At 43.3% G+C, this 20,021-nt stretch carries 16 protein-coding genes; 6 read left to right on the forward strand and 10 right to left on the reverse strand.

Going from position 1 to position 20,021, the window contains the following annotated elements; all coding sequences use genetic code 11:
• Window positions 1–68 precede the first annotated feature (68 nt).
• The 3 genes from R7Z50_RS04920 to fabV all read left to right on the forward strand — a co-directional run bounded on the left by R7Z50_RS04920 (window position 69) and on the right by fabV (window position 4,435).
• Window positions 69–704 carry a TetR/AcrR family transcriptional regulator gene (locus tag R7Z50_RS04920; RefSeq protein WP_318148922.1) on the forward strand — a complete coding sequence of 212 codons (636 nt, stop codon included), beginning with the start codon at window positions 69–71 and terminating at the stop codon, window positions 702–704.
• 71 nt (window positions 705–775) lie between these two features.
• Complete coding sequence (locus R7Z50_RS04925; RefSeq protein ID WP_065274396.1) at window positions 776–3,058, forward strand: acyl-CoA dehydrogenase; 2,283 nt, start codon at window positions 776–778, stop codon at window positions 3,056–3,058.
• A 174-nt stretch (window positions 3,059–3,232) separates the two neighbouring features.
• On the forward strand, window positions 3,233–4,435 hold the full coding sequence (gene fabV / locus R7Z50_RS04930) for an enoyl-ACP reductase FabV (RefSeq protein ID WP_005378029.1): 1,203 nt from the start codon (window positions 3,233–3,235) through the stop codon (window positions 4,433–4,435).
• Window positions 4,436–4,513: 78 nt separating this feature from the next.
• On the opposite strand, the gene R7Z50_RS04935 is transcribed toward fabV, so the two are convergent.
• Window positions 4,514–6,196: an aspartate:alanine antiporter gene (locus R7Z50_RS04935; protein WP_005378028.1), complete on the reverse strand. Its 1,683-nt coding sequence runs from the start codon at window positions 6,194–6,196 to the stop codon at window positions 4,514–4,516.
• Window positions 6,197–6,371: 175 nt separating this feature from the next.
• Window positions 6,372–6,638, reverse strand: coding sequence for a GrxA family glutaredoxin (locus R7Z50_RS04940; protein WP_005378026.1), 267 nt, complete (start codon window positions 6,636–6,638; stop codon window positions 6,372–6,374).
• A 377-nt stretch (window positions 6,639–7,015) separates the two neighbouring features.
• On the opposite strand from R7Z50_RS04940, the gene R7Z50_RS04945 reads away from it, so the two are divergent.
• Window positions 7,016–8,260 (forward strand): iron-containing alcohol dehydrogenase, encoded by a 1,245-nt coding sequence (locus R7Z50_RS04945; RefSeq protein ID WP_054576427.1) that lies wholly within the window; start codon window positions 7,016–7,018, stop codon window positions 8,258–8,260.
• Between the two features lie 76 nt (window positions 8,261–8,336).
• On the opposite strand, the gene R7Z50_RS04950 is transcribed toward R7Z50_RS04945, so the two are convergent.
• The 5 genes from R7Z50_RS04950 to R7Z50_RS04970 all read right to left on the reverse strand — a co-directional run bounded on the left by R7Z50_RS04950 (window position 8,337) and on the right by R7Z50_RS04970 (window position 14,054).
• Entirely contained in the window at window positions 8,337–9,191 is an 855-nt protein-coding gene (locus R7Z50_RS04950) for a MurR/RpiR family transcriptional regulator (protein ID WP_005378021.1), read from the reverse strand.
• Between the two features lie 311 nt (window positions 9,192–9,502).
• On the reverse strand, window positions 9,503–11,149 hold the full coding sequence (gene panP / locus R7Z50_RS04955; RefSeq protein WP_005378019.1) for a pyridoxal-dependent aspartate 1-decarboxylase PanP: 1,647 nt from the start codon (window positions 11,147–11,149) through the stop codon (window positions 9,503–9,505).
• A gap of 211 nt (window positions 11,150–11,360) precedes the next feature.
• Entirely contained in the window at window positions 11,361–11,873 is a 513-nt protein-coding gene (locus R7Z50_RS04960) for a hypothetical protein (RefSeq protein WP_017634875.1), read from the reverse strand.
• A 208-nt stretch (window positions 11,874–12,081) separates the two neighbouring features.
• Entirely contained in the window at window positions 12,082–12,987 is a 906-nt protein-coding gene (locus R7Z50_RS04965; RefSeq protein WP_005378011.1) for a lysine exporter LysO family protein, read from the reverse strand.
• A gap of 146 nt (window positions 12,988–13,133) precedes the next feature.
• A complete protein-coding gene (locus R7Z50_RS04970) occupies window positions 13,134–14,054 on the reverse strand; it encodes an HDOD domain-containing protein (protein ID WP_005378009.1) in 921 nt (306 codons plus the stop codon).
• Between the two features lie 369 nt (window positions 14,055–14,423).
• Between R7Z50_RS04970 and R7Z50_RS04975 the strand changes: the two genes are divergently transcribed.
• Window positions 14,424–15,011, forward strand: a complete 588-nt coding sequence (locus R7Z50_RS04975) for a TfoX/Sxy family DNA transformation protein (protein WP_005378007.1) — start codon at window positions 14,424–14,426, stop codon at window positions 15,009–15,011.
• Window positions 15,012–15,204: 193 nt separating this feature from the next.
• Here R7Z50_RS04975 and R7Z50_RS04980 read toward each other — a convergent pair whose 3' ends face one another.
• From R7Z50_RS04980 to R7Z50_RS04990, 3 genes are all read right to left on the reverse strand, one after another.
• Window positions 15,205–15,753 carry a hypothetical protein gene (locus R7Z50_RS04980; protein ID WP_005378006.1) on the reverse strand — a complete coding sequence of 183 codons (549 nt, stop codon included), beginning with the start codon at window positions 15,751–15,753 and terminating at the stop codon, window positions 15,205–15,207.
• A 291-nt stretch (window positions 15,754–16,044) separates the two neighbouring features.
• Window positions 16,045–16,542 (reverse strand): response regulator, encoded by a 498-nt coding sequence (locus R7Z50_RS04985; RefSeq protein WP_005378005.1) that lies wholly within the window; start codon window positions 16,540–16,542, stop codon window positions 16,045–16,047.
• A complete protein-coding gene (locus R7Z50_RS04990) occupies window positions 16,539–18,479 on the reverse strand; it encodes an ATP-binding protein (protein ID WP_064369085.1) in 1,941 nt (646 codons plus the stop codon). Before R7Z50_RS04990 ends, R7Z50_RS04985 begins: the two co-directional genes overlap by 4 nt.
• Window positions 18,480–18,665: 186 nt before the next feature.
• On the opposite strand from R7Z50_RS04990, the gene R7Z50_RS04995 reads away from it, so the two are divergent.
• The gene (locus R7Z50_RS04995) at window positions 18,666–19,934 is read left to right on the forward strand and encodes a DUF945 family protein (RefSeq protein WP_064368075.1); all 1,269 of its coding nucleotides are present in this window, start codon (window positions 18,666–18,668) and stop codon (window positions 19,932–19,934) included.
• The last annotated feature ends 87 nt before the right edge of the window (window positions 19,935–20,021 follow it).

Consider the following 20,021-nt stretch of genomic DNA (forward strand, 5'->3'; position numbering starts at 1 on the left):
TTAATCATTTGTTAATCTTAAGTTTCGGGAGTATATTTTCAAACAGTTGTTTAATACGAGTGATTAAAATGGCCCCGAGAACATCAACAAAAGAAAAAATACTCGATGTCGCAGAAGGACTCTTTGCTGAACATGGCTTTAATGATACTTCGCTAAGAACGATAACAGGTAAAGCTAACGTTAACTTAGCATCGGTAAACTATCACTTTGGCGATAAAAAAACGCTGGTTAGAGCGGTTTTAGATAGGTATTTAGAAGCACTAATGCCGAGCATTAAGACTTCATTAATTGAGTTAAACACGCGCGATAGCTACAACATGGACGATGTCTTTGAGTCATTGCGATTACCTTTACGTACATTAAACGATGTACGCCCAAATGGTACTGCGCTATTTATGTTGTTAATTGGCCGCGGTTATACAGACGTTCAAGGTCATCTACGCTGGTTCATTACCACCAGATACGAAGAGGTACTGAACCTTTTCACTTTCTCGATAATGAAGGCGAACCCGGAACTATGTGAAGAACAGTTGTTTTGGCGACTGCACTTCACGTTAGGAACCTGTGTATTTACGATGGCTTCAAGCCAAGCTCTTTCGGAGCTGGCAGAAAGTAAGTTTAAAAAGGAAGTCGATGTGAAATCTGTCGTAGATTTACTGATTCCATATTTGTCAGCAGGAATGTCAGCAAAGCAGTTGGCATAAGACAAATAAGAAAGTTAAACCAATAATAAGATTATACCCCGAGCGGTTACGTGAACAAAAGGATCTGAACTATGAGCTCTCTACGAAGAAAATGGATTAGTGACCCGGCTTTTAAAGTGTTCAAAAAAGTATTGCCACCTCTGTCTAGCACAGAGAAAGAGGCGATGGAAGCGGGTAGTGTATGGTGGGATGCCGAACTATTCTCAGGCAAGCCAAACTTCACAACATTGCATCATTATCCAACGCCTACACTGACGGCAGAAGAGCAGTCATTTATGGATAATGAGCTTGAAACTCTGCTAAAAATGCTTGATGACCAGAAGATTGTCAAAGAAGACAGGGATTTACCGCCTGAAGTATGGGAGTACCTACGTAAAGAGCGATTTTTCTCTTTGATCATCTCGAAAGCATATGGTGGTCGTGAATTTTCCGCTTTGGCGAACTCAACCATTGTTTCTCGTATTGCGACTCGAAGTATCAGTACCGCGGTTTCGGTAATGGTACCGAACTCTCTTGGTCCTGGTGAGCTGCTATCGCACTATGGTACGCAAGAGCAAAAAGATTACTGGTTGCCTCGTTTAGCTGATGGTACAGACATCCCTTGTTTCGCCCTAACTGGCCCTGAAGCGGGTTCTGATGCGGGTGGCATACCTGATCAAGGCGTGGTTTGTTACGGCACCCATGAAGGCAAAGAAGTGCTTGGCGTGCGAGTTAGTTGGAATAAACGCTACATCACGCTTGCGCCAGTTGCGACAGTGCTCGGGTTAGCATTTAAACTGCAGGATCCTGAAGGGCTACTTGGTGACAAGAAAGAGGTTGGCATTACATGTGCGTTGATTCCCGCTGACCATGAAGGTGTCGAGATAGGCGAACGCCATGATCCTCTGGGGTCTGCGTTTATGAATGGTCCTACTCGTGGTGAAGATGTCTTCATCCCTATGGACTGGTTGATCGGTGGCGCTGATTATGCAGGTAAAGGTTGGCGTATGCTGGTTGAGTGTCTTTCTGCTGGTCGCGGTATCTCTCTCCCAGCGCTTGGCACAGCGATTGGTCACCTTACTACACGTACAACAGGTGCTTATGCTTACGTGCGTAAACAGTTTGGAATGTCGATCGGTAAGTTTGAAGGTGTTGCAGAAGCAATGGGGCGCATTGGTGGTCTTACTTACCTACTAGAAGCGACGCGTACGCTAACGACGACTTCTCTCGATATGAAAGAAAAACCTGGGATTGTAACCGCGATTGCCAAGTACCACATGACGGAAATCGCGCGTACCATTCTAAATGATTCGTTTGATATCCATGCGGGTCGTGCGATTCAAGATGGTCCAATGAACTATCTTGCTAAACATTACCTTGGTATCCCGGTTGCTATCACTGTTGAAGGCGCGAATATTCTGACTCGTAACCTGATGATTTTTGGTCAAGGTGCGACTCGATGTCACCCATATGTTCTAAAAGAAATGGAAGCTGCGGCGAATCCAGATTCTGAACAAGGTGCGAAAGAATTTGACAACTTACTCTTTAAACACATCAAGCACGCTCTCGGTAATACATTCGGTGCATTTGGTGCAGCACTAACTGGTTCTCGATTTGTTAACGCGCACATGAGTGGCCCAACGCAGCAATACTACAAAGACATTACTCGTCTCAGTCGTGCACTTGCAGTAAGTGCAGACTTTGCGATGTTAACCTTAGGTGGAGACTTGAAGCGTAAAGAAATGATCTCAGCACGTTTGGGTGATGGATTAAGCTATCTATACATGGCATCTGCTGCCTTGAAAAAGTATGAAGATGAAGGCCGTCAACAAGGCGATCTAGACTTCGTTCATTACGCTGTTCAACACTGTTTGTATAACGCTTCTAAGTCATTAAATGAGGCTTACACCAACTTCCCTGTGAAATACGTTGGCGGTGTGCTTAAGGGGCTATTGTTCCCGCTTGGTAATCATTTCAATAAGCCAAGTGATGAGCTGTGTGTGAATTTGGCTGAAGCGATGATGACACCAGGCGCGCAACGTGATCGCCTCACGCATCTGTGCTACATCGGAAAATCAGAGGATGACAGCGTAGGCTTAATGGAGAATGCATTCCTTGCAATGTACGACATTAAACCTTTGGAGCGTAAACTTATGAAGGCTGCGAAGGATGGTAAAGTGGCTCGTAAAGGTCTGCTGCATGACCGTTTGCAGCAAGCATTTGAAGCAGGCGTGTTAACTGAGCAAGAAATTGATCAAATCATGGCTGCAGATAAATTGCGCTACAAGGCGATTCAAGTTGACCACTTTAGTCATGACTTTTCTGAAGTGCGAACTCATAGCCCAAAAAAGTCGCAGTTGAATCCGGCGGCATAATAGACAACTAATGTTAAGAAAAGCACCTCAATGAGGTGCTTTTTTGTATTCTTGGGGAGTGGATGGTGGGATAGTGCTCCAACCACTTGCCTTTTAAGAGCATTTTTACAGAAATTAGATGCGAAATCCCAACGAAACTTTTATCCTAACAAGGTTTTTTAAAGGAAGTTGAATATGATCATCAAACCTAGAATTCGTGGATTTATCTGTACTACAACGCACCCTGTTGGTTGTGAAGCTAACGTAAAAGAACAAATTGCGTACACCAAAGCGCAAGGTCCAATCAAAAACGCACCTAAGCGTGTTCTTGTTGTTGGTGCATCAAGTGGCTACGGTCTATCTTCTCGTATCGCTGCGGCATTTGGTGGCGGTGCATCAACTATCGGTGTTTTCTTCGAAAAAGAAGGTACTGAGAAGAAACCAGGTACAGCAGGTTTTTACAATGCCGCTGCTTTTGAAAAGCTAGCGCGTGAAGAAGGTCTGTACGCAAAAAGCTTAAACGGCGACGCTTTCTCAAATGAAGCGAAACAGAAAACTATCGAGCTCATCAAAGAAGACTTAGGTCAAATCGATATGGTGGTTTACTCACTGGCATCTCCAGTACGTAAAATGCCAGAAACTGGTGAATTAGTTCGTTCATCTCTTAAACCTATCGGTGAAACTTACACATCAACGGCTGTTGATACCAACAAAGATGTGATCATCGAAGCTAGCGTTGAGCCTGCAACAGAAGAAGAAATCAAAGACACTGTCACTGTAATGGGCGGTGAAGATTGGGAACTTTGGATCAATGCGTTGTCTGATGCTGGTGTTCTTGCTGAAGGTTGTAAGACCGTCGCGTATAGCTACATTGGTACTGAGCTAACTTGGCCAATTTATTGGGATGGTGCACTAGGTAAAGCAAAAATGGACCTAGACCGTGCAGCGAAAGCGCTAAACGACAAGTTAGCAGTAACAGGTGGTAGTGCCAATGTTGCGGTACTTAAATCTGTTGTAACTCAGGCGAGTTCTGCAATTCCTGTTATGCCACTGTACATCGCAATGGTATTCAAGAAAATGCGCGAAGAAGGTGTACACGAAGGTTGTATGGAACAAATCTACCGTATGTTCAGCCAACGTCTATACAAAGAAGACGGTAGCGCGGCAGAAGTTGATGAGATGAACCGCCTACGTCTGGATGACTGGGAACTTCGTGACGACATTCAGCAGCACTGTCGTGAGCTATGGCCTCAAATTACGACTGAGAACCTAAAAGAGCTGACTGACTACGTTGAGTACAAAGAAGAGTTCTTGAAACTATTTGGTTTCGGCGTTGAAGGCGTAGATTACGAAGCGGATGTGAATCCAGCAGTTGAAGCAGACTTCATTCAAATCTAATCGAATCACAGACTAGATAACCAATAAACAAAAGGCGCTCATTGAGCGCCTTTTTGTATTTCATAGTCAAAGTGAGTATTAACTTAGTATTATCAGAATCGTACCAGCTAGCGTCATTAAAATATTCGCAATCGCATAGGTACCCGCATAACCAAGGGCTGGGATGGTGGACTTAGCGTAGTCGTTAACGACATCCATAGCCGGAGCGCAAGTACGGGCGCCAATAATGGCACCGAAGAGCAGGGCACGGTTCATCTTGAGTACGTGTGCGCCAACTAAGTAAGCCAGAACTACAGGCACAACACTGACAATAAATGCCAAACCAATGACTTTTGGTCCTACTTGCGTTAGGTGCTCGAACATCTTTCCACCTGCACTTAGACCAATTCCGACCATAAAGAACATTAACCCTAGATCTTTGACCATATTCAGCGCCCCTTGTGGGACATAACCGAAAGTAGGGTGATTTGCTCGTAAGAAACCAAGCGTAATACCGGACAACAGAAGACCCACCGCATTACCCAAACTGAAAGACACCTGACCGAACGTCATTGTGATGAGGCCAAACAGAATACCCAAAATAAAGAAGCTACAAAAAGCGAGCAAATCGGCCATTTGACTGTGGATCGAGATGAAACCGATTTTTTCCGCCAGTCCATGTACTCGGCTTTTCTCGCCGCTCACTTGAAGGACGTCCCCTTTAGCGAGCACAATGTCTAAGTCCATAGGCATTTCAATCTGAGCGCGAACTACGCGGTTTAAGAAACAGCCAAACTCAGACAAATTCAAATCCGATAAACGCTTACCAGCGATTGCGTCACTTTTTACGACGATTTCTTCTTCAACGATGCGTAAATCAAGCAAGTTACGGTCGAATACTTCTTTACCATTACGGAAGCTAGGGTCTAAGCGAGCATGGCTGTCAGGGAAGCCAACCAGTGCAATTTCATCTCCCTCTTGCAAGATAGCATCACCATCTGGGTGGGCGAGAATACCATTTCGGCGGATTCGTTCAATGTAACAGCCAGTTTGACGATAAATACCCAGTTCTCGTAAGTTTTTACCATCAGTCCAGTCAATTAGCTCTGGGCCCACTCGGTAAGCTCGAATAATGGGTAAATACACTTTTCTCTGGCTTGAATTTCCAAGGCCACGCTCTTGTGCGATTTGCTGCGCGGAATCAGAAAGGTTTTGTTTTTGCAGTTTTGGCAACAATTTAGCAAACATGATCATGCTAATTAAGCCGACCAGATAAGCCATCGCGTAGCCTACGGATAGATTTTCTAATACCAGAGAAAATTCCATATTCCGCGGTATAGTCGCAAGGCCAGAGTTAAGAGCATCTTGTGCACCAACCAGTACTGGCGTTGCGGTCAATGCGCCTGCCATCATACCGGCGGATAAGCCAAAATCGAGGCCGAAATAGTGACTCAAACCATACGTTAAGCTGACCGCAGACACGAGAACAGTCATGCTTAAAATAAAATAATGCTTACCATCTCTGAAGAATATACCAAAAAAGTTTGGTCCAGCTTCAATGCCAACGCAGTAGATAAACAGCATAAAGCCAATGGTTAAAGCTTCTGCATTAAATGAGAAACCAAGGTGGCCCATTACCAAAGAGGTAATAAGAACGCCAATAGAGTTGCCTAATTGTAATTTGCCAAATCGAATTTTTCCGATGGCAAGGCCAATGGCTAATACGACGAAGATTAGAAGGATAGGGTTTTGCTCAAGAAGGTATACGACGTCTATGTTCACTGTGTGGCTCGGTAGAGTGTGTGCCAAAAAAGATTAAGAACTGTGAATTGTAACTAAATATAGCAAAAAGATAAGTGAATTTTTTTAGGTTTTACCATTAGTTGACTTAACGTAATAACCAGCTGAAAAATAATAAAAAAGCCGCATGAAGCGGCTTTTTTGAAAACAGTCTTTATTACTCGTCAAATAGACCTAGGTGCTCTTTCGCGTATGCTTCGAATTCGTCGCAGCCACCGATGTGCTCTTGGTCGATAAAGATCTGAGGAACGGTTTCAACTGGTTTACCAACTGTTTTCTCAAGATCTGCTTTAGAAATACCCTCAGCGTGAATATCAACGTAACGGTAGTTGAAGTCATCACGTTTTGCTTTTAGCGTTTCTGCGTGCTCTTTTGCACGAACACAGAAAGGACATGCAGGGCGACCAAAGATAACAACGAACATAATCTTATTTCTCCTAAATCTATTCTTTTTTGAAAGCGTACAAAACATAGCGGCTGAGTGCGCTTTCTTTTGTTGGAGTAACTATGCCCGATCCAGATACGGAAATAAAGCGGCAATTACCTCTTGGTTCTATAGGTGAAATCTATCGAATAAAAACTAAACGCGCGTGCTTATTTTACGGCTCTGAAGTATGTGAAGTGACGCATAAAAAACATACATTCTAAAGGGTTAATGATGGCAAGGTGGAATTGGTCAATTTTTTTTGTTTAAAAAAATAGCAATCTATTTTGGCTATACGCAAATAACTTCAACTCTTACATAAGTGTTAAATCAGAGGGCGAGAGGTTATTTGGGTATATTCTTTTGGGAGGGTGTGTATGTTTCAGTTTATGACTGCAACAAGGATTATATTTGGTGAAGGTGCACTTCAATCTTCATTGTCCGTTATTAACCAATTTGGCTACAGTGTTTTGCTGGTTACTGGGCAGGATACCCAACGAGCCGCCCCCATTATCCAATATCTTAAAGCTCAAAATATGCGTTACCAGCACGTAGCTATCGTTGGTGAACCATACATCACGATGGTAGAAGAGACCGCAGTGCTCGGTAGAAAATTCCAACCTGATATGGTGGTTGCGATAGGTGGTGGCAGCGTCATCGATATGGGCAAAGCCTTAGCTGCCATTATTCCCAATCAAGGCAATGTTTACGATTACGTAGAAGTGGTAGGAAGAAGCGTCCCTTTAAAAGCAAAGCCTCTTCATTTTATTGCAATTCCTACGACAGCAAGCACCGGTTCAGAAGTGACCAGAAATGCTGTGCTGAAATCTGGACAAGATAAAGTGAAAGTGAGTCTTCGAAGCCCTGATATGCTCGCAGACGTTGCCATTGTAGACCCGACACTTACTTACGGGACCGACCAATACACATCTGGACGTGGCGCAATGGATGCGTTCACTCATTTAATGGAAGCGTATGTGTGTGGTGAGCCAAACCCTCTTACTGATATGGTCTGCGAAGAGGGGCTACGCCGTTTAAGCCGTTCAGTGATTGCCGCTTGTAAGCAAGATAATCATAAGGCGCGCTCTGATTTATCGTTCGCTGCATTGCTTGGTGGTATGGCGATTACTAATGCCAAATTAGGTGCTGCTCATGGGTTAGCATCGGCGTTAGGAGGCAAGTTAGACGCCCCCCATAGCGTTATTACGGCTCGCCTAGCTCCGCACGTGATGCAGGAGAACATTAACGCTGCTAAACTCGCGGGTAGGAATGATGTGATAAGTCGTTATCGTAAGCTGGCCCAATTAGTCACTGAGCGAGTAAATGCTAACGAACACGATGGAATTCTTTGGGTAAATATGGTGCTAGATAAGTTAGCGTTACCGCTACTGGCTCAATTTGGAGTATGCCAAACCTCTTTTGAGCAAGTGGCGAATGATGCGCTTAAATCAATGGCAATCAAAGGGAATCCTTTACCTCTTAATCAGGAACGTTTGATACACATATTGCAGCAAGTCTGTGATTGTAGTGGAGAGTGTGTAGCAGAGAGTGCACAACATGTCAGTTCTGTTGAAGTACTGGAATCAAGAACGGACTTATCGAGTGTCAACGACTTAGGGTGATTGCTCCCTTAGCAGCATTAAAACAAAAGGGGAGCCTTGAGCTCCCCTAGATAAAGTATTGACTAAGCTTTAGTGCTTAGTACTGGCTTAGTTTGTCATAGCGACTGTCTTTCAACGCATCTTTTACGCGTTTTAGGTTCTCACGGAAACCTGTACCACGGCGAAGAGTGAAGCCAGTTGCTAGCACATCAATCACTGTCATTTGTACAACCCGGCTTGCCATTGGCATGTAAACGTCGGTATCTTCTGGAATATCGAGCGTGATGGCCAGCGAGCTTGCCTTTTCTAGAGGAGAATCCTTCGCTGTAATCGCAATAACCGTTGCGCCATTTTCACGAGCAAGGTTCGCTATTTCTACCTGACTCTTTGTTCGACCGGTATGAGAAATAAGAACCACAACATCATTATCACTGCAGTTGATACAACTCATGCGCTGCATAACAATATCTTCAAAACAAGTAATTGGAATATTAAAGCGAATAAACTTGTTTTGTGCGTCTCGGGCAACAGAAGATGATGCACCAAGGCCAAAGAATGAAATGCGCTTCGCTTGCGTTAGCAAATCGACCGCACGGTTGACTTGCATTGGATCTAGGCTATTTTTCGCGACATCTAAACACGCCATCGTCGATTCGAAAATCTTATGGGTGTACGCGTCTGGGCCATCGTCTTCTTCCACATTACGGTTAACGTAAGGGGTGCCGTTTGCTAGGCTCTGTGCCAAGTGAAGCTTAAAATCTGGAAAGCCCTTGGTGTCCAGACGACGACAGAAGCGGTTTACAGTGGGCTCACTAACGTCAGCCATTTTAGCCAGCGTTGCAATGCTTGAATGAATTGCAGTTTGTGGAGACGCCATAATTACTTCCGCAACTTTGCGCTCTGACTTACTGAAATTCTCCAGGTTTTTTTGAATTTTTTCTAATGTATTCATAGTGTTCACGAGGGTATAGAGAACAACTCGCTGGCTCTGCTAACGAAAGGAAACACGAAGATTCCGGAGTAGAGTGGGGCGTTAACGAAAACAACCAGCGCCATAGAATCAGTATAAACCTGATCTTCAATCAGTCTAAACCAATAACGGGTACTATTTAGTGAGAATTTGACAGGCCTCAAACAAAATGTTGTAAAAACTACAGAATTGGATGTGTAAACGAAGTTTTGTTGCGCTAGTCGCACGATAATGATGTTTGAGTTACATCAAAACGAAAAAAAATTTCAAATTGATGTAACTCGATCTGGCTGTTAAGACGATTGAATATCAACAACCAGCTGTTGAATCCTTTTCATCAAATTTGGTGCTTGCTTGGCGATTTCGCGTTGTTCATCAAGCACTGAGCTCAAAATTTCTTTTGTGGTCAGTGGATTTGCCAAAACCACTCTAAACACTATCGTATTCATGCGTTGCCATTGGTCTGGGTTCAGTCTTGTACGTGAAACGAACGATTTGCCCGTTTCGCGCTGACGCTTTTGAATAAACTGTGTTAACTCATTGATCAGCTCATTCAGTTGTTCTTTTTGTGAGCCTTCTGCTTGTGCTAATGCTTCACGGATGAATGGCGGCAAATAACGGTATGTGAGCAGACAAAGCTCTGGTTCAGAAACTAATTCGAAATCATCTTGCTGTTTGATTAAATCCGCAAAGTAGCGAGCTTTTTCAATGCTTTGGTCAATAAGAAGCTCATAACCTGGGCGACTTATGATGTGCATTGCGGCGTAGACCAACATCGCCATACCCGAACGTGAACCTTCTAATGTATGGCTGCCTAGGTCTTTTGAACCTTTGCGCAATATATATTGAGCGTGATGTTCTATGGATTTCATTGCGTCAGGGTCTTTGAACAGAACCATACCAGCGCCCATCGGGATGTAGAGCTGCTTGTGCGCATCAATAGTTACTGAGTCTGCCATTTCCACACCTTTAAGAAGGTGACGGTGATGGTTCGACATAAGTGTTGCGCCACCCCATGCGGCATCTACATGGAAGTGACAGCCGTGAGCTTGGCAGACTTCAGCGATTTCAGGCAATGGATCAACATTACCTGTCTCTGTTGTGCCTGCCACACCAATAACAGCAATAGGCTTGATATTTTGTTTTTCGAGCTCAACAATTTTCGCTTTCAGGTCGTTGACAATAATACGGTTGTTGGCATCGGTTTTAACCGCAACCAAGCCCTCTTGGCCTAGCCCTAATACATCGGCTGCTTTCTTAAGGGAGTAGTGACCACGCTCAGACACTAGCACCGCTAAGCCATCATAGCCATAGTGCTTCATGGCTTTAAAAAGGCCTTCCTTTTCCACACCTTTAAATGAGCCATTGGCTCTTAACGCTTTGTTACGTGCTACCCAAAGCGCAGTGATATTGGCAATGGTGCCGCCGGAACAAAATGCGCCTAATGAGTGGTTTGCACTGTGCATCCACTGATTGTAAAACGTATCATTCTGACCATATATCAAGCGATGCAGCATACCCAAAACTTGACGCTCAAGTGGCGTAAAGGCTTTGGAAGTCTCTATTTTTACCAGGTTTTGGTTTAAGGCGATCATGATCTTTGACAGTGGCATCAAGAAATAAGGCAGTGCCGATGTCATATGACCAATGAAGCTTGGTGAAGATGTGTGAACTGAGTGCGACACCAAAGTGTCGAGTAAGTGCTCTGTATGATCTGACACGAACTCTGGCTGCTCAGGAATCTGAGCAGAAGAAAAGTCTTTTTCGATTTCGCGTAAAGGCTTTTCTTCTGCCACGATGTGTTCACGAAGAAATTGATTTAGATTTCGCGAGAGGCTCTCGTCAATTTTAGTTAACGTTGAGTCCGGACCTTCTGGGACAGTGAAGATCTTTAGCAAGCTCTCAAAGCTAACATCAGCGGTTTTTTGTTCCTTAACCATAGCAAAGAATCTTTGTAGTTATTTTGGTAATGCGAGCGGCACAATCTAAACTAAAACGGGCGCAAAGTCCCGTTTTAATTGTTGAAACCCAAGTTGTAGAAATGAAAATTTTAGGTGAAGGTTACGATATTCACATTAAAAAATTCTAGATTGAGTACGTTAAAACACTCTGATGTTATCGAATGCGAATCAACTACTAATGCGAGCAATCTTAGTCACATTTCTGCTTTTCAATCTTTTCTATTGACTGATTGTACTTATTAAGTGCGGTATCAATTTGTTGGGGATGACTAAGCAGATCAGCGAATGCTGAACGAAGCTCGTAGTTTTTTGGGTGGTTAGTTGATTGACGGTCGCTAAATGTCTGTTTTGCAACTTCACCTAACTTATCGCTTCGGGTCGCTAACTGCTTAACGTCATGTTGCTCTAGTTTTAACCATGCTTCGATTGGCTGTTCCGTCGCAACGCGGCTAGGGTCGTTCTCTAGAAAGTAGTGAACCGCTTCGCGGTTTAATTCAAAGTGATGTTTACGTCCATCCAAGAACCATTGACTAACTTCTTTCAGATCTGGATATTGGGTAACCGTCAAATCAACAAGATCTTGATACCACTGTAGTGAGGCATCGACGTAGCCATCGTATTTGCTAGCAAGACATTGTTGATCTGCGGCAAGCGTAAAAGTTGAGCTTGTAGCGAGGAGCGCTGCAACGACAAAGCGTTTCATTCTTCTTCCTTCTGGTTGTTATCCCTTTATTAACGCAATGCACATCAGTTGATGTTTCTCCCTTCTTTCTATTTGGTCGTGACAAATCGTTGGGCTGAATGACGAAAAGAAAGAGGGGTCTTGCCAAAAAATATTGACCACTTTGACGTTAACTGGGTATTTAAATTTTTGCCGTATTGTAATGGATGTTAAAGCGAAAACCTGAGATCTAGCTAGCAAGTGATACAAAGAAAAGCATCATAACTGGTACCAATAAACTCAAAATAAAGCCGCTAACGATAGCAACAGGAACACAACGCACACCACCGGTAGTTTGAATAACGGGTAGGGTGAAGTCCATTGCTGTTGCACCGGCATAACCAATTGCGGTGCACGGATAGCTACGAATAAAGAGAGGAATGGCAACCAGTGCGACTAACTCTCTCATCAATTCAATCAAGAACGACGCGCCACCAAATACCGGACCAAAAGCGTCACCCATTAAAATACCTGCGAGTGAATACCAGCCAAAACCTGAAGCCATTGCGAGTGCTTGATAAAGAGGAAGATCCAAAAGCACCGCTGCAAGAACGCCACCAAGCATACATGTTGCGATGACAACAGCCGCAATGGCCATTCCTTGTTTATTTAATAGGATTTGACGCAGAGTAAGTCCACTATTGCGCAGCTGAATACCAATAAAAAATAGAAGTAGAAAGAGTATCCATTCGCTTGCTGTATCTACCCAACTCAAATCAATGGGTAACAGCAGGCCAACCACTAACCCTCCGCCAACGACCACAATAAGCTTAACAGACTCTAAAGCCATCGAAGATAACGGTAGCTTCTTTTGATTCTGATTGGTCTGGAGTGGAATAATTTTATCAATAATAGGCAGAGCCAACAGGTTGCAGGCACTTAGACACAAAAAAAACGTACTCGCATAGAGGAGAATACTTTGTAAGTTGCTGCTTAAATTATCGAGCGCCGCCAAACTAAGACCCATCAACGACAAAATGACGTAAATAAGGTAGGACGTTGACTGATTGATCTTCTCCAATAACGAAGATCGAGATATAGGAATTAGATACCCCACCACAAGCGGAGCGAAAATAAATAGCATCCCTGAAAACATAAAGCTCAATGATTCCTTTTTGAGATAACATCAACACGCATAAATCAAATTATCTATCGGTTGAAATTAGAGATATTTCACCACACACAGCTCAGCCTTGAGCGAATCGTTTTATCACGGATAAGGTATTATCAGAAAGCGATAAATTACAAACCGCTAGCATTGAGTACAGCACGGATTTGATCATTGAAGTCAGTATCACTCATGTTACTAAGTTCATACAAGACTTCTGCACCAGTTAAGTTGAATTCAACTTCGTGTTCGTCAATGCGTTCATCGTGATTGCGAAACATCAATAAATGATGCGCAATTCTAGCGATGTCGAGATAACTCACTTCTGGTCGCGTTAATTCGTATTTTTCGTTTGAGGATACTTCTCTGAAGTCGTTGTCAAATCCCCAACGCTCAAGCACTAGTTTACTTGTGGCAGAACAACGTGTTTGGAAGATTTGCAATGCAATATCTGGGTCTAAGTAATTGCCCCTATCTAAGTACAAGTGGTACTCATTAATTAGGCAAAATAACCCAATATCGGCTAATAGACCGACCAATAACGCCTTTTCTTGCTCTAGATGGCCATAAGTGCCTGGCTCGTGGCTACGAAACGATTGAACCAACATCACCATGACGGCACCGAGCTCACGCGATATCGCGGCACTCTTCACCAAGATGGCATTGCATTCTTTAGTGAGATTAACTGAGTGTTTAAGTTGCTCAATCGCTTGTGCGGTAACAATATCACGTACACGAAGTATTCCGAGACGAGATACCGCTGTAGTTAAGTCGTTGCAGGTGATATTTCTGCGATTGAAAATCACAGAGTTAGCGACTCGTAAAACGACCGCTGCTAATCCGGGATCTTCCAATAAACAGTTAGCAACATCGGCAATCGTGGTGTGTTCTTCGACACATAACTGCTGAATTTTAAGCACGACATCAGGAATAGGAGGTAACGAAATCTTACCCGTGGCGATGGACTGTTCTACCAGCTGAGCAAACTCGGATTCCAGTGCGTTTATAAGCTTATCTTTATTATTTGGCAGCCAAAAAAATGATAAATGTTCCATTGTGACGCTGTACTTGAGATCTTTCGTACAGTGTACCCTTACAGCGTATTCTTTATCAATTAAATGCGTATTATGTGCCCGTAATTGCCAGCGAGATCATAATGATGGCGTGTTTTAGGCATGCTATGCGTCAAAAAAATATCACCACACAAACAATAAGTGTGAAACTAATCACGTATGCAGAATTTATACTTTTTTATATGTGACCTATGTCCTAACTTATTTTTCAACGTTAAGTATGATTAAGCAAGTTGGTGAGCACAACTCACAAAAATATCGCCAACAAATCGACATTTATAATTCGCTATAAGCTGCTGTTTATCTGGTGACATCGCTAATCGGGGTAATTTATTCAGATTAAAGAGGTCAATGGACATGACAGACCAAGCTTTTTTTAAATATGTACGCACCTTCAGTGAGTACCAAAAACGTTCTATGTTCGGTGGTATTGGTTTATTCACCGATGATGCTATGTTTGCGCTTGTCAGCAATGATTGCTGCTACTTACGTGGTGGTAATGGGCTAGATGAAGTGTTTACTCAACTGAGCTGTGAGAAGTATAAGCACGTCAAAAAACAGACGACGGCAACCGTAAATTATTATGATGTAACCGATTTATTCGAATCCGGATATGTAGGGCTTGATGAACTGGTACAGAAATCAATTGAATACTCAATTAAGGAACGGAAATATCAAAAGTCCTCTGCCAGTAGACGCTTAAGAGACTTACCCAACATGCAACTAACCCTTGAACGTATGGTCAAGAAAGCCGGTGTTGATGACGTAGAAACCTTTTTAGAACTTGGACCTGTAAAAGTCTTCAACAAAGTTAAAACGGCTTACGGTAATGATGTTGATGTAAAGCTACTGTGGAAATTTGCTGGTGCAACTGATGGCGTACATTGGAAACTGATCCAAGAGCCGCGTAAAAAACAGTTATTGGCACTGTGTGACTAAGCGAAGCTGATCGCACAATGATTGACTCGTTTCGATGGAGTTAGCGGGTCGTAAAGGCAAGTGTGAAAAGCGGAAAAAGGACGTTGAAGTTTTTTACCACTTCATTGAGTTAGTCATTAAATTAGACAAAAAAACCGAGGCAGAGACCTCGGTTTTTGTTTTTTTAATTTGCTCTTTTCTTATAGCACAAATCTTAAAACTTAAAACGCGTAGTGAACATTACCTGATCACCGTAAAAATCGTTGATACGTGCTTCAGCACCCAAAGAGAAAAGCTCTGTTGAGTGGAATCGAGCGTAGGCAGAGCCAGTCCAATCGTCATCGTTATCGATAGAAACGTAGCCGACTTTGCCGCCTACTTCTAATTGAGGGCCCAACCATTGGCGAACACCTAAGTTAAGCTCCATACCAACATCTGTGCTGCTCTCATTCGAAGGTTGCACAACGCGCATTAGCATTTCACCAGTAAGATCTGCCCAGTTGTTTAGCGGAGAATGGAAGCCAAAGCCTGCAGCTGAGTCAAAATCACTTTCAAACTCAGAGTCAATACGAGCAATAACATGCGCGTTCGGGTGAATTGATTTGCTGAATCCAGCACCAAATGTCACAGGACTTGCGCCAATACGTGCTTCGAAATAGTCGTAGCTAAAGTTGCTCATAGTTGCTGGCGCATTGCGATCGTTTGCAGCTAGGGCATGGCTTGATGCCACTAGTAAGGCAGCGGCTAATAGTGTTTTACGCATAACTAACGATAAACCTTGTTCATTATTTCCATGGATTCAAGCAACCACTTGAACCGTAATCTGATTTGTCCGACATCATAATAAAAAGGAAGGTCCACGACCAACAAAAATGTGTCGATGTTTTGTCAATTAACTTAATAGTTCCTTGGTTTAAGCAAAAACTACGCCATATACGTAGTGTCCGAGAATTTCACTCGGACAAGTAACGATGTTTTTCTAACCTCATTCGACTATGCGAGGTTAGGTGGTGCAATGAGCATCGTTGAGTTCAAGTTAGAACCAAACACTTTATTACTCGCCAAAGCTTGCTCTTCTTTCTGCCATGGCGTTGAGGATTGCCTCAGAATCAAGGATTTGAGTCCAGGATAGCAGGTTATCATCATTCTCAATCACAAACGCGGTAAGCTGAGACACGATTGCTTTTCTCAATGCTTCACCTTTCCAAGGTTTGGCAATGTAATAATCGAGACTCGCGTTATTTACGGCTTCTACGGTGTCTTCCAAACCAGCTTGTCCTGTGAGTAAAACTTTGCGCGCTGCTTTTGTGTCACCATTTTGACTGAGTTCGATTAAGAAGCTGATCCCAGTTTGTTCCGGCATAATGTGGTCACATAAAATGAGCGCAAGCTGAACTTCTTCTTCCGCCATCTCCTCAATCACTTGCCGAGCTTCAGTCACCGATTCCGCTCCTTCGACGACAAAGTTCTCCTCGAAGGGAGCAAGATCTTGGAGCACGCTATCCAAGACTTCTCGTTCGTCATCGACACATAAAATTAGATACTTGGTCATGTTTCATCTCCTTCTTCGATGACTGGTAACCAGACGGTCATTCGTGTGAACTGGCCGATCTCTGATTCGACGTCAATCCACCCTCTGTGTGCTGTTACGATTTGCTGGCAGATGGACAGCCCGATGCCTAAGCCAAAATTACCTTCTTTTTTTGTGGTGAAGTTCAGCTCGAAAATGGCGTCTCTTTGCGATTCAGGAATGCCACATCCATTATCTTCAAATGAGATAACGGCATAATGTGTGTGCTCTTTTTCTACAAGGCGTGTTTGTATGTTTAACACACCTTTCTCTGGAAATGCGTCAATGGCGTTAGAGACCAAGTTCGTCCACACCTGTTGGAGTGCGATCGGTTGACAAAGGATGGAAGGCAAGTTTGCATAGTCGGTTGAAACTTGGTGCATTTTTAATTTGTTCTCGAAAATCACCAAGGTGTCTTCAATGCCCTCATGAATATCGGCATAGTGCAGGGTCTCATCATCTGACCGAGCATATCCTTTCAGGCTTTTTACCATATCAGCAATTCGTGCTGCACAGACATTAATTGAGCGAAGTGTAGAACCTGCTTTGTGGTATTGCTCTAGTGTATTGAGAGCATGATAAGACGTTTGCTGCTTTCTCGTTAGTTGGGTAAGTAGCTCGTGATCGGATTCTAAACCAAGGCTCACCACTTTCTTTGCCAACGCTCGGTCTGGAAGAGTATGGCTAAGCGCTTTTACGCGTGATCTGAGCTCGGCGGTTGAAGCGGGTTTTGAGGTTTGCGCTTTGTTCAGTAATTCAATGCCTTTGGTTTGTATATCGGAACTGGGCGCATCGTTAAGTAATCGTTCTAGTGTATGCGTTAAATTCTCTACGCCTCTTAATATCGCGGCTACTGGATTGTTTAGTTCGTGGGCCACTCCCGCAACCAATTGACCAAGCATCGCCATTTTTTCTCTTTCAATGAGCTGCTGGTGGGCTGATTCTAAAGATTCGAGCGTTTTTTGAAGTTGCAGTTTGGTGTTGATGCTTCTTTGCAATCGGCGGTTGAAGTGGCGTAAGAGCAAGTTTGTAAAAAGAGGCAGTAAGTTTGAGTCGCTTTGCATCACTTTATTGAATACGTTGCGATCGAGTTTGATAACTTCTGTTTTGGTTAGTGTTAGAGCTGTCGAGAAAGAACATTCCCCAGTAACAAACGACATGCCTCCGACAATATTCCCTTTGTTATGGCGTACAACCTCTCGCTGCATGCCTTGCTCATCGCGCTTGTACAGAGCCACTTCACCTTCGGTGATAAACCACAAAAAGCTATTTGGCTTGCCTTCCACGGTTAACAAATGTTCAGGTGAGTATGTACGGCACGCTCTTGTTTCGTCATTATCTTTGAAAAATTGCTGGAGAGCGGAGATCACTTGCTCGGCTAACTCGGCATCAGACATCGAGTGGTAGTCGTGTAAGAATCCGGCTTGATAATGGCTCATCTGGTTATTGATGTGCGCTCGCAACAAGCTGTGATGATCCAATATCTGACTGTAACTTAGCAGGTCTTCTTTGCCATTTCGCAAGATAAATTGGGTCAGCTCTTTTTGCACTGTGTTAAATAAGACGTGATCTGGCAAAGGTTTAGTGAGGCAGTGGTCGAGCCTGCCCTCATTAACGGCAGTGAGAATTGCTTCTATATCAGACGAGCAGCTAATAAGAATTTTTCTTGCTTGCTCGGTATGTGGCATCCGGTCTAAACCAATAAGAAAATCCACGCCGTTAAAATGAGCGTGATGGCTCGCTATAACTAAAGCAACAGTCTGTTCTCTTTCTTCTAGATACTCTAAAGCGCTTTGAGCCTCTTCTATCGATTCGACAGAAAATATATCAAACTTACTTGAGAAGGCAGACAGCTCCAATCGAAACTGTTCAGCACTGATTGGGTTGTTGTCGAGACACAACACAGCATAACGATTCACAGATGTTTTAGCTCCGGTTAAAACTTCGCCACGCAAACTTTAACAATAAAAGGACATGATGAGTGGGAGCCAAGTATGATTCCTGATTAATGGACTAGAATAAGCATCAATAGTCTGATTTGTCTCAATGTTTTCTCCGCAGGTGGTTTGGGGTAGACTGACCGAAAATATCTAATAAGTGACGTTATGCAAAATCTTAAAAAAATCGGCGCCATTGGTGGTGCTATCTCATTAGCACTGTGTTGGCCATTGGCTGTCGGACAAATTGGTCAGTCCATCATTGAAGATGGTATTACCAATATGAATGATGAAATGATTAAAGGTGAAGTGGTCGAGTATCAGCGTGGCTACTTGTCTTCAGTCGTGCTGACTCGTTATTCAGTTGTTGATCCTGAGCTTAAAACTCAGCTAGAGCGTGATGGTATGCCAACGACGTTTGACGTAACCAGTGATGTTAGCCACGGTCTAACAAGCCTAACAGCTGATTCAAAATTGGTGGACAATGACTTTTTGCCTCTCACGATGCATAGCCAGACTCAACTAAATGGCAATACAGCATTTATCCTCGACCTAGACAGTTGGCATTATCGTAACGAAGCGCAAGGTGTTTCTGTTTCTACAAGCCCTGCAAAAGTAACAGGTGATGTGACGGTATTGGGTGATCTCAATTACCAAGTTTCCGTTCCTTCTGTTCAAGTGGATTTTGAAAACGGTGAAGAGCTTCATCTGAATGCATTGACAGGGCAAGGTAAAGGAAAGCAAGCAAAAGGCTACTGGTTAGGCGAGCAATCTTTCTCTCTAGAGAAGCTGGATGTGGTTGATGCGAACTTGACGCCTGTCTTTTTGATTGAAAATGCGAGCTACCGTGGTAACACTACGATGAGTGAGTCTGGTGATAAGCTGAACAGTCAATTAAACCTAGATGCTAAGAAACTACGTTTAACTGATGGGACGGATGTCGATAACTTTAAGTTGGATTTCTCAATTGCAGATGTGGATAGCCAGTCTTTTGATCAAATTATGTCTATCTATCAAGGCTCTCCTATGCTAGATGAGCAGGAAATTGCGAATTTATTGCCGCATGTCGATACGCTGTTTAGCAAAGGTTTTGATTTATCCGTGAACGAGCTTTCACTCGCGTTCGGTGACGGCAAGTTCCACAACGAGTGGCAACTATCCATCCCTGAAGGTACTGAGCATATTACTCAAGATCCAATGAAGTTGGTGACGGCCACTACTGGTGAACTTAGCACTTACTTCTCTGATGAATTAGTAACGCATTACCCATTTATTCAAGAAGGGATTGATGAGCTCCTTATTATGGAGTTGATCGAAAAAGTAGAGGGCGGTTATCAATTAAAAGCAGAAATTGGTGAAGGCAAATTGAAGTTCGAAAATGGGCATGAGTTCCCATTGGTGGCTCTACTTATGCCTGCTTTGATGCAACAACAGTAATTCGTGTTGTTGCGAATTTGTTCCAATTCAACGCTTAGTCTTTAAAAAGAGGTCGTAAGACCTCTTTTCTTGTTTTTATCACTGCGA

This window comes from Vibrio sp. 1249-1, assembly GCF_033340495.1.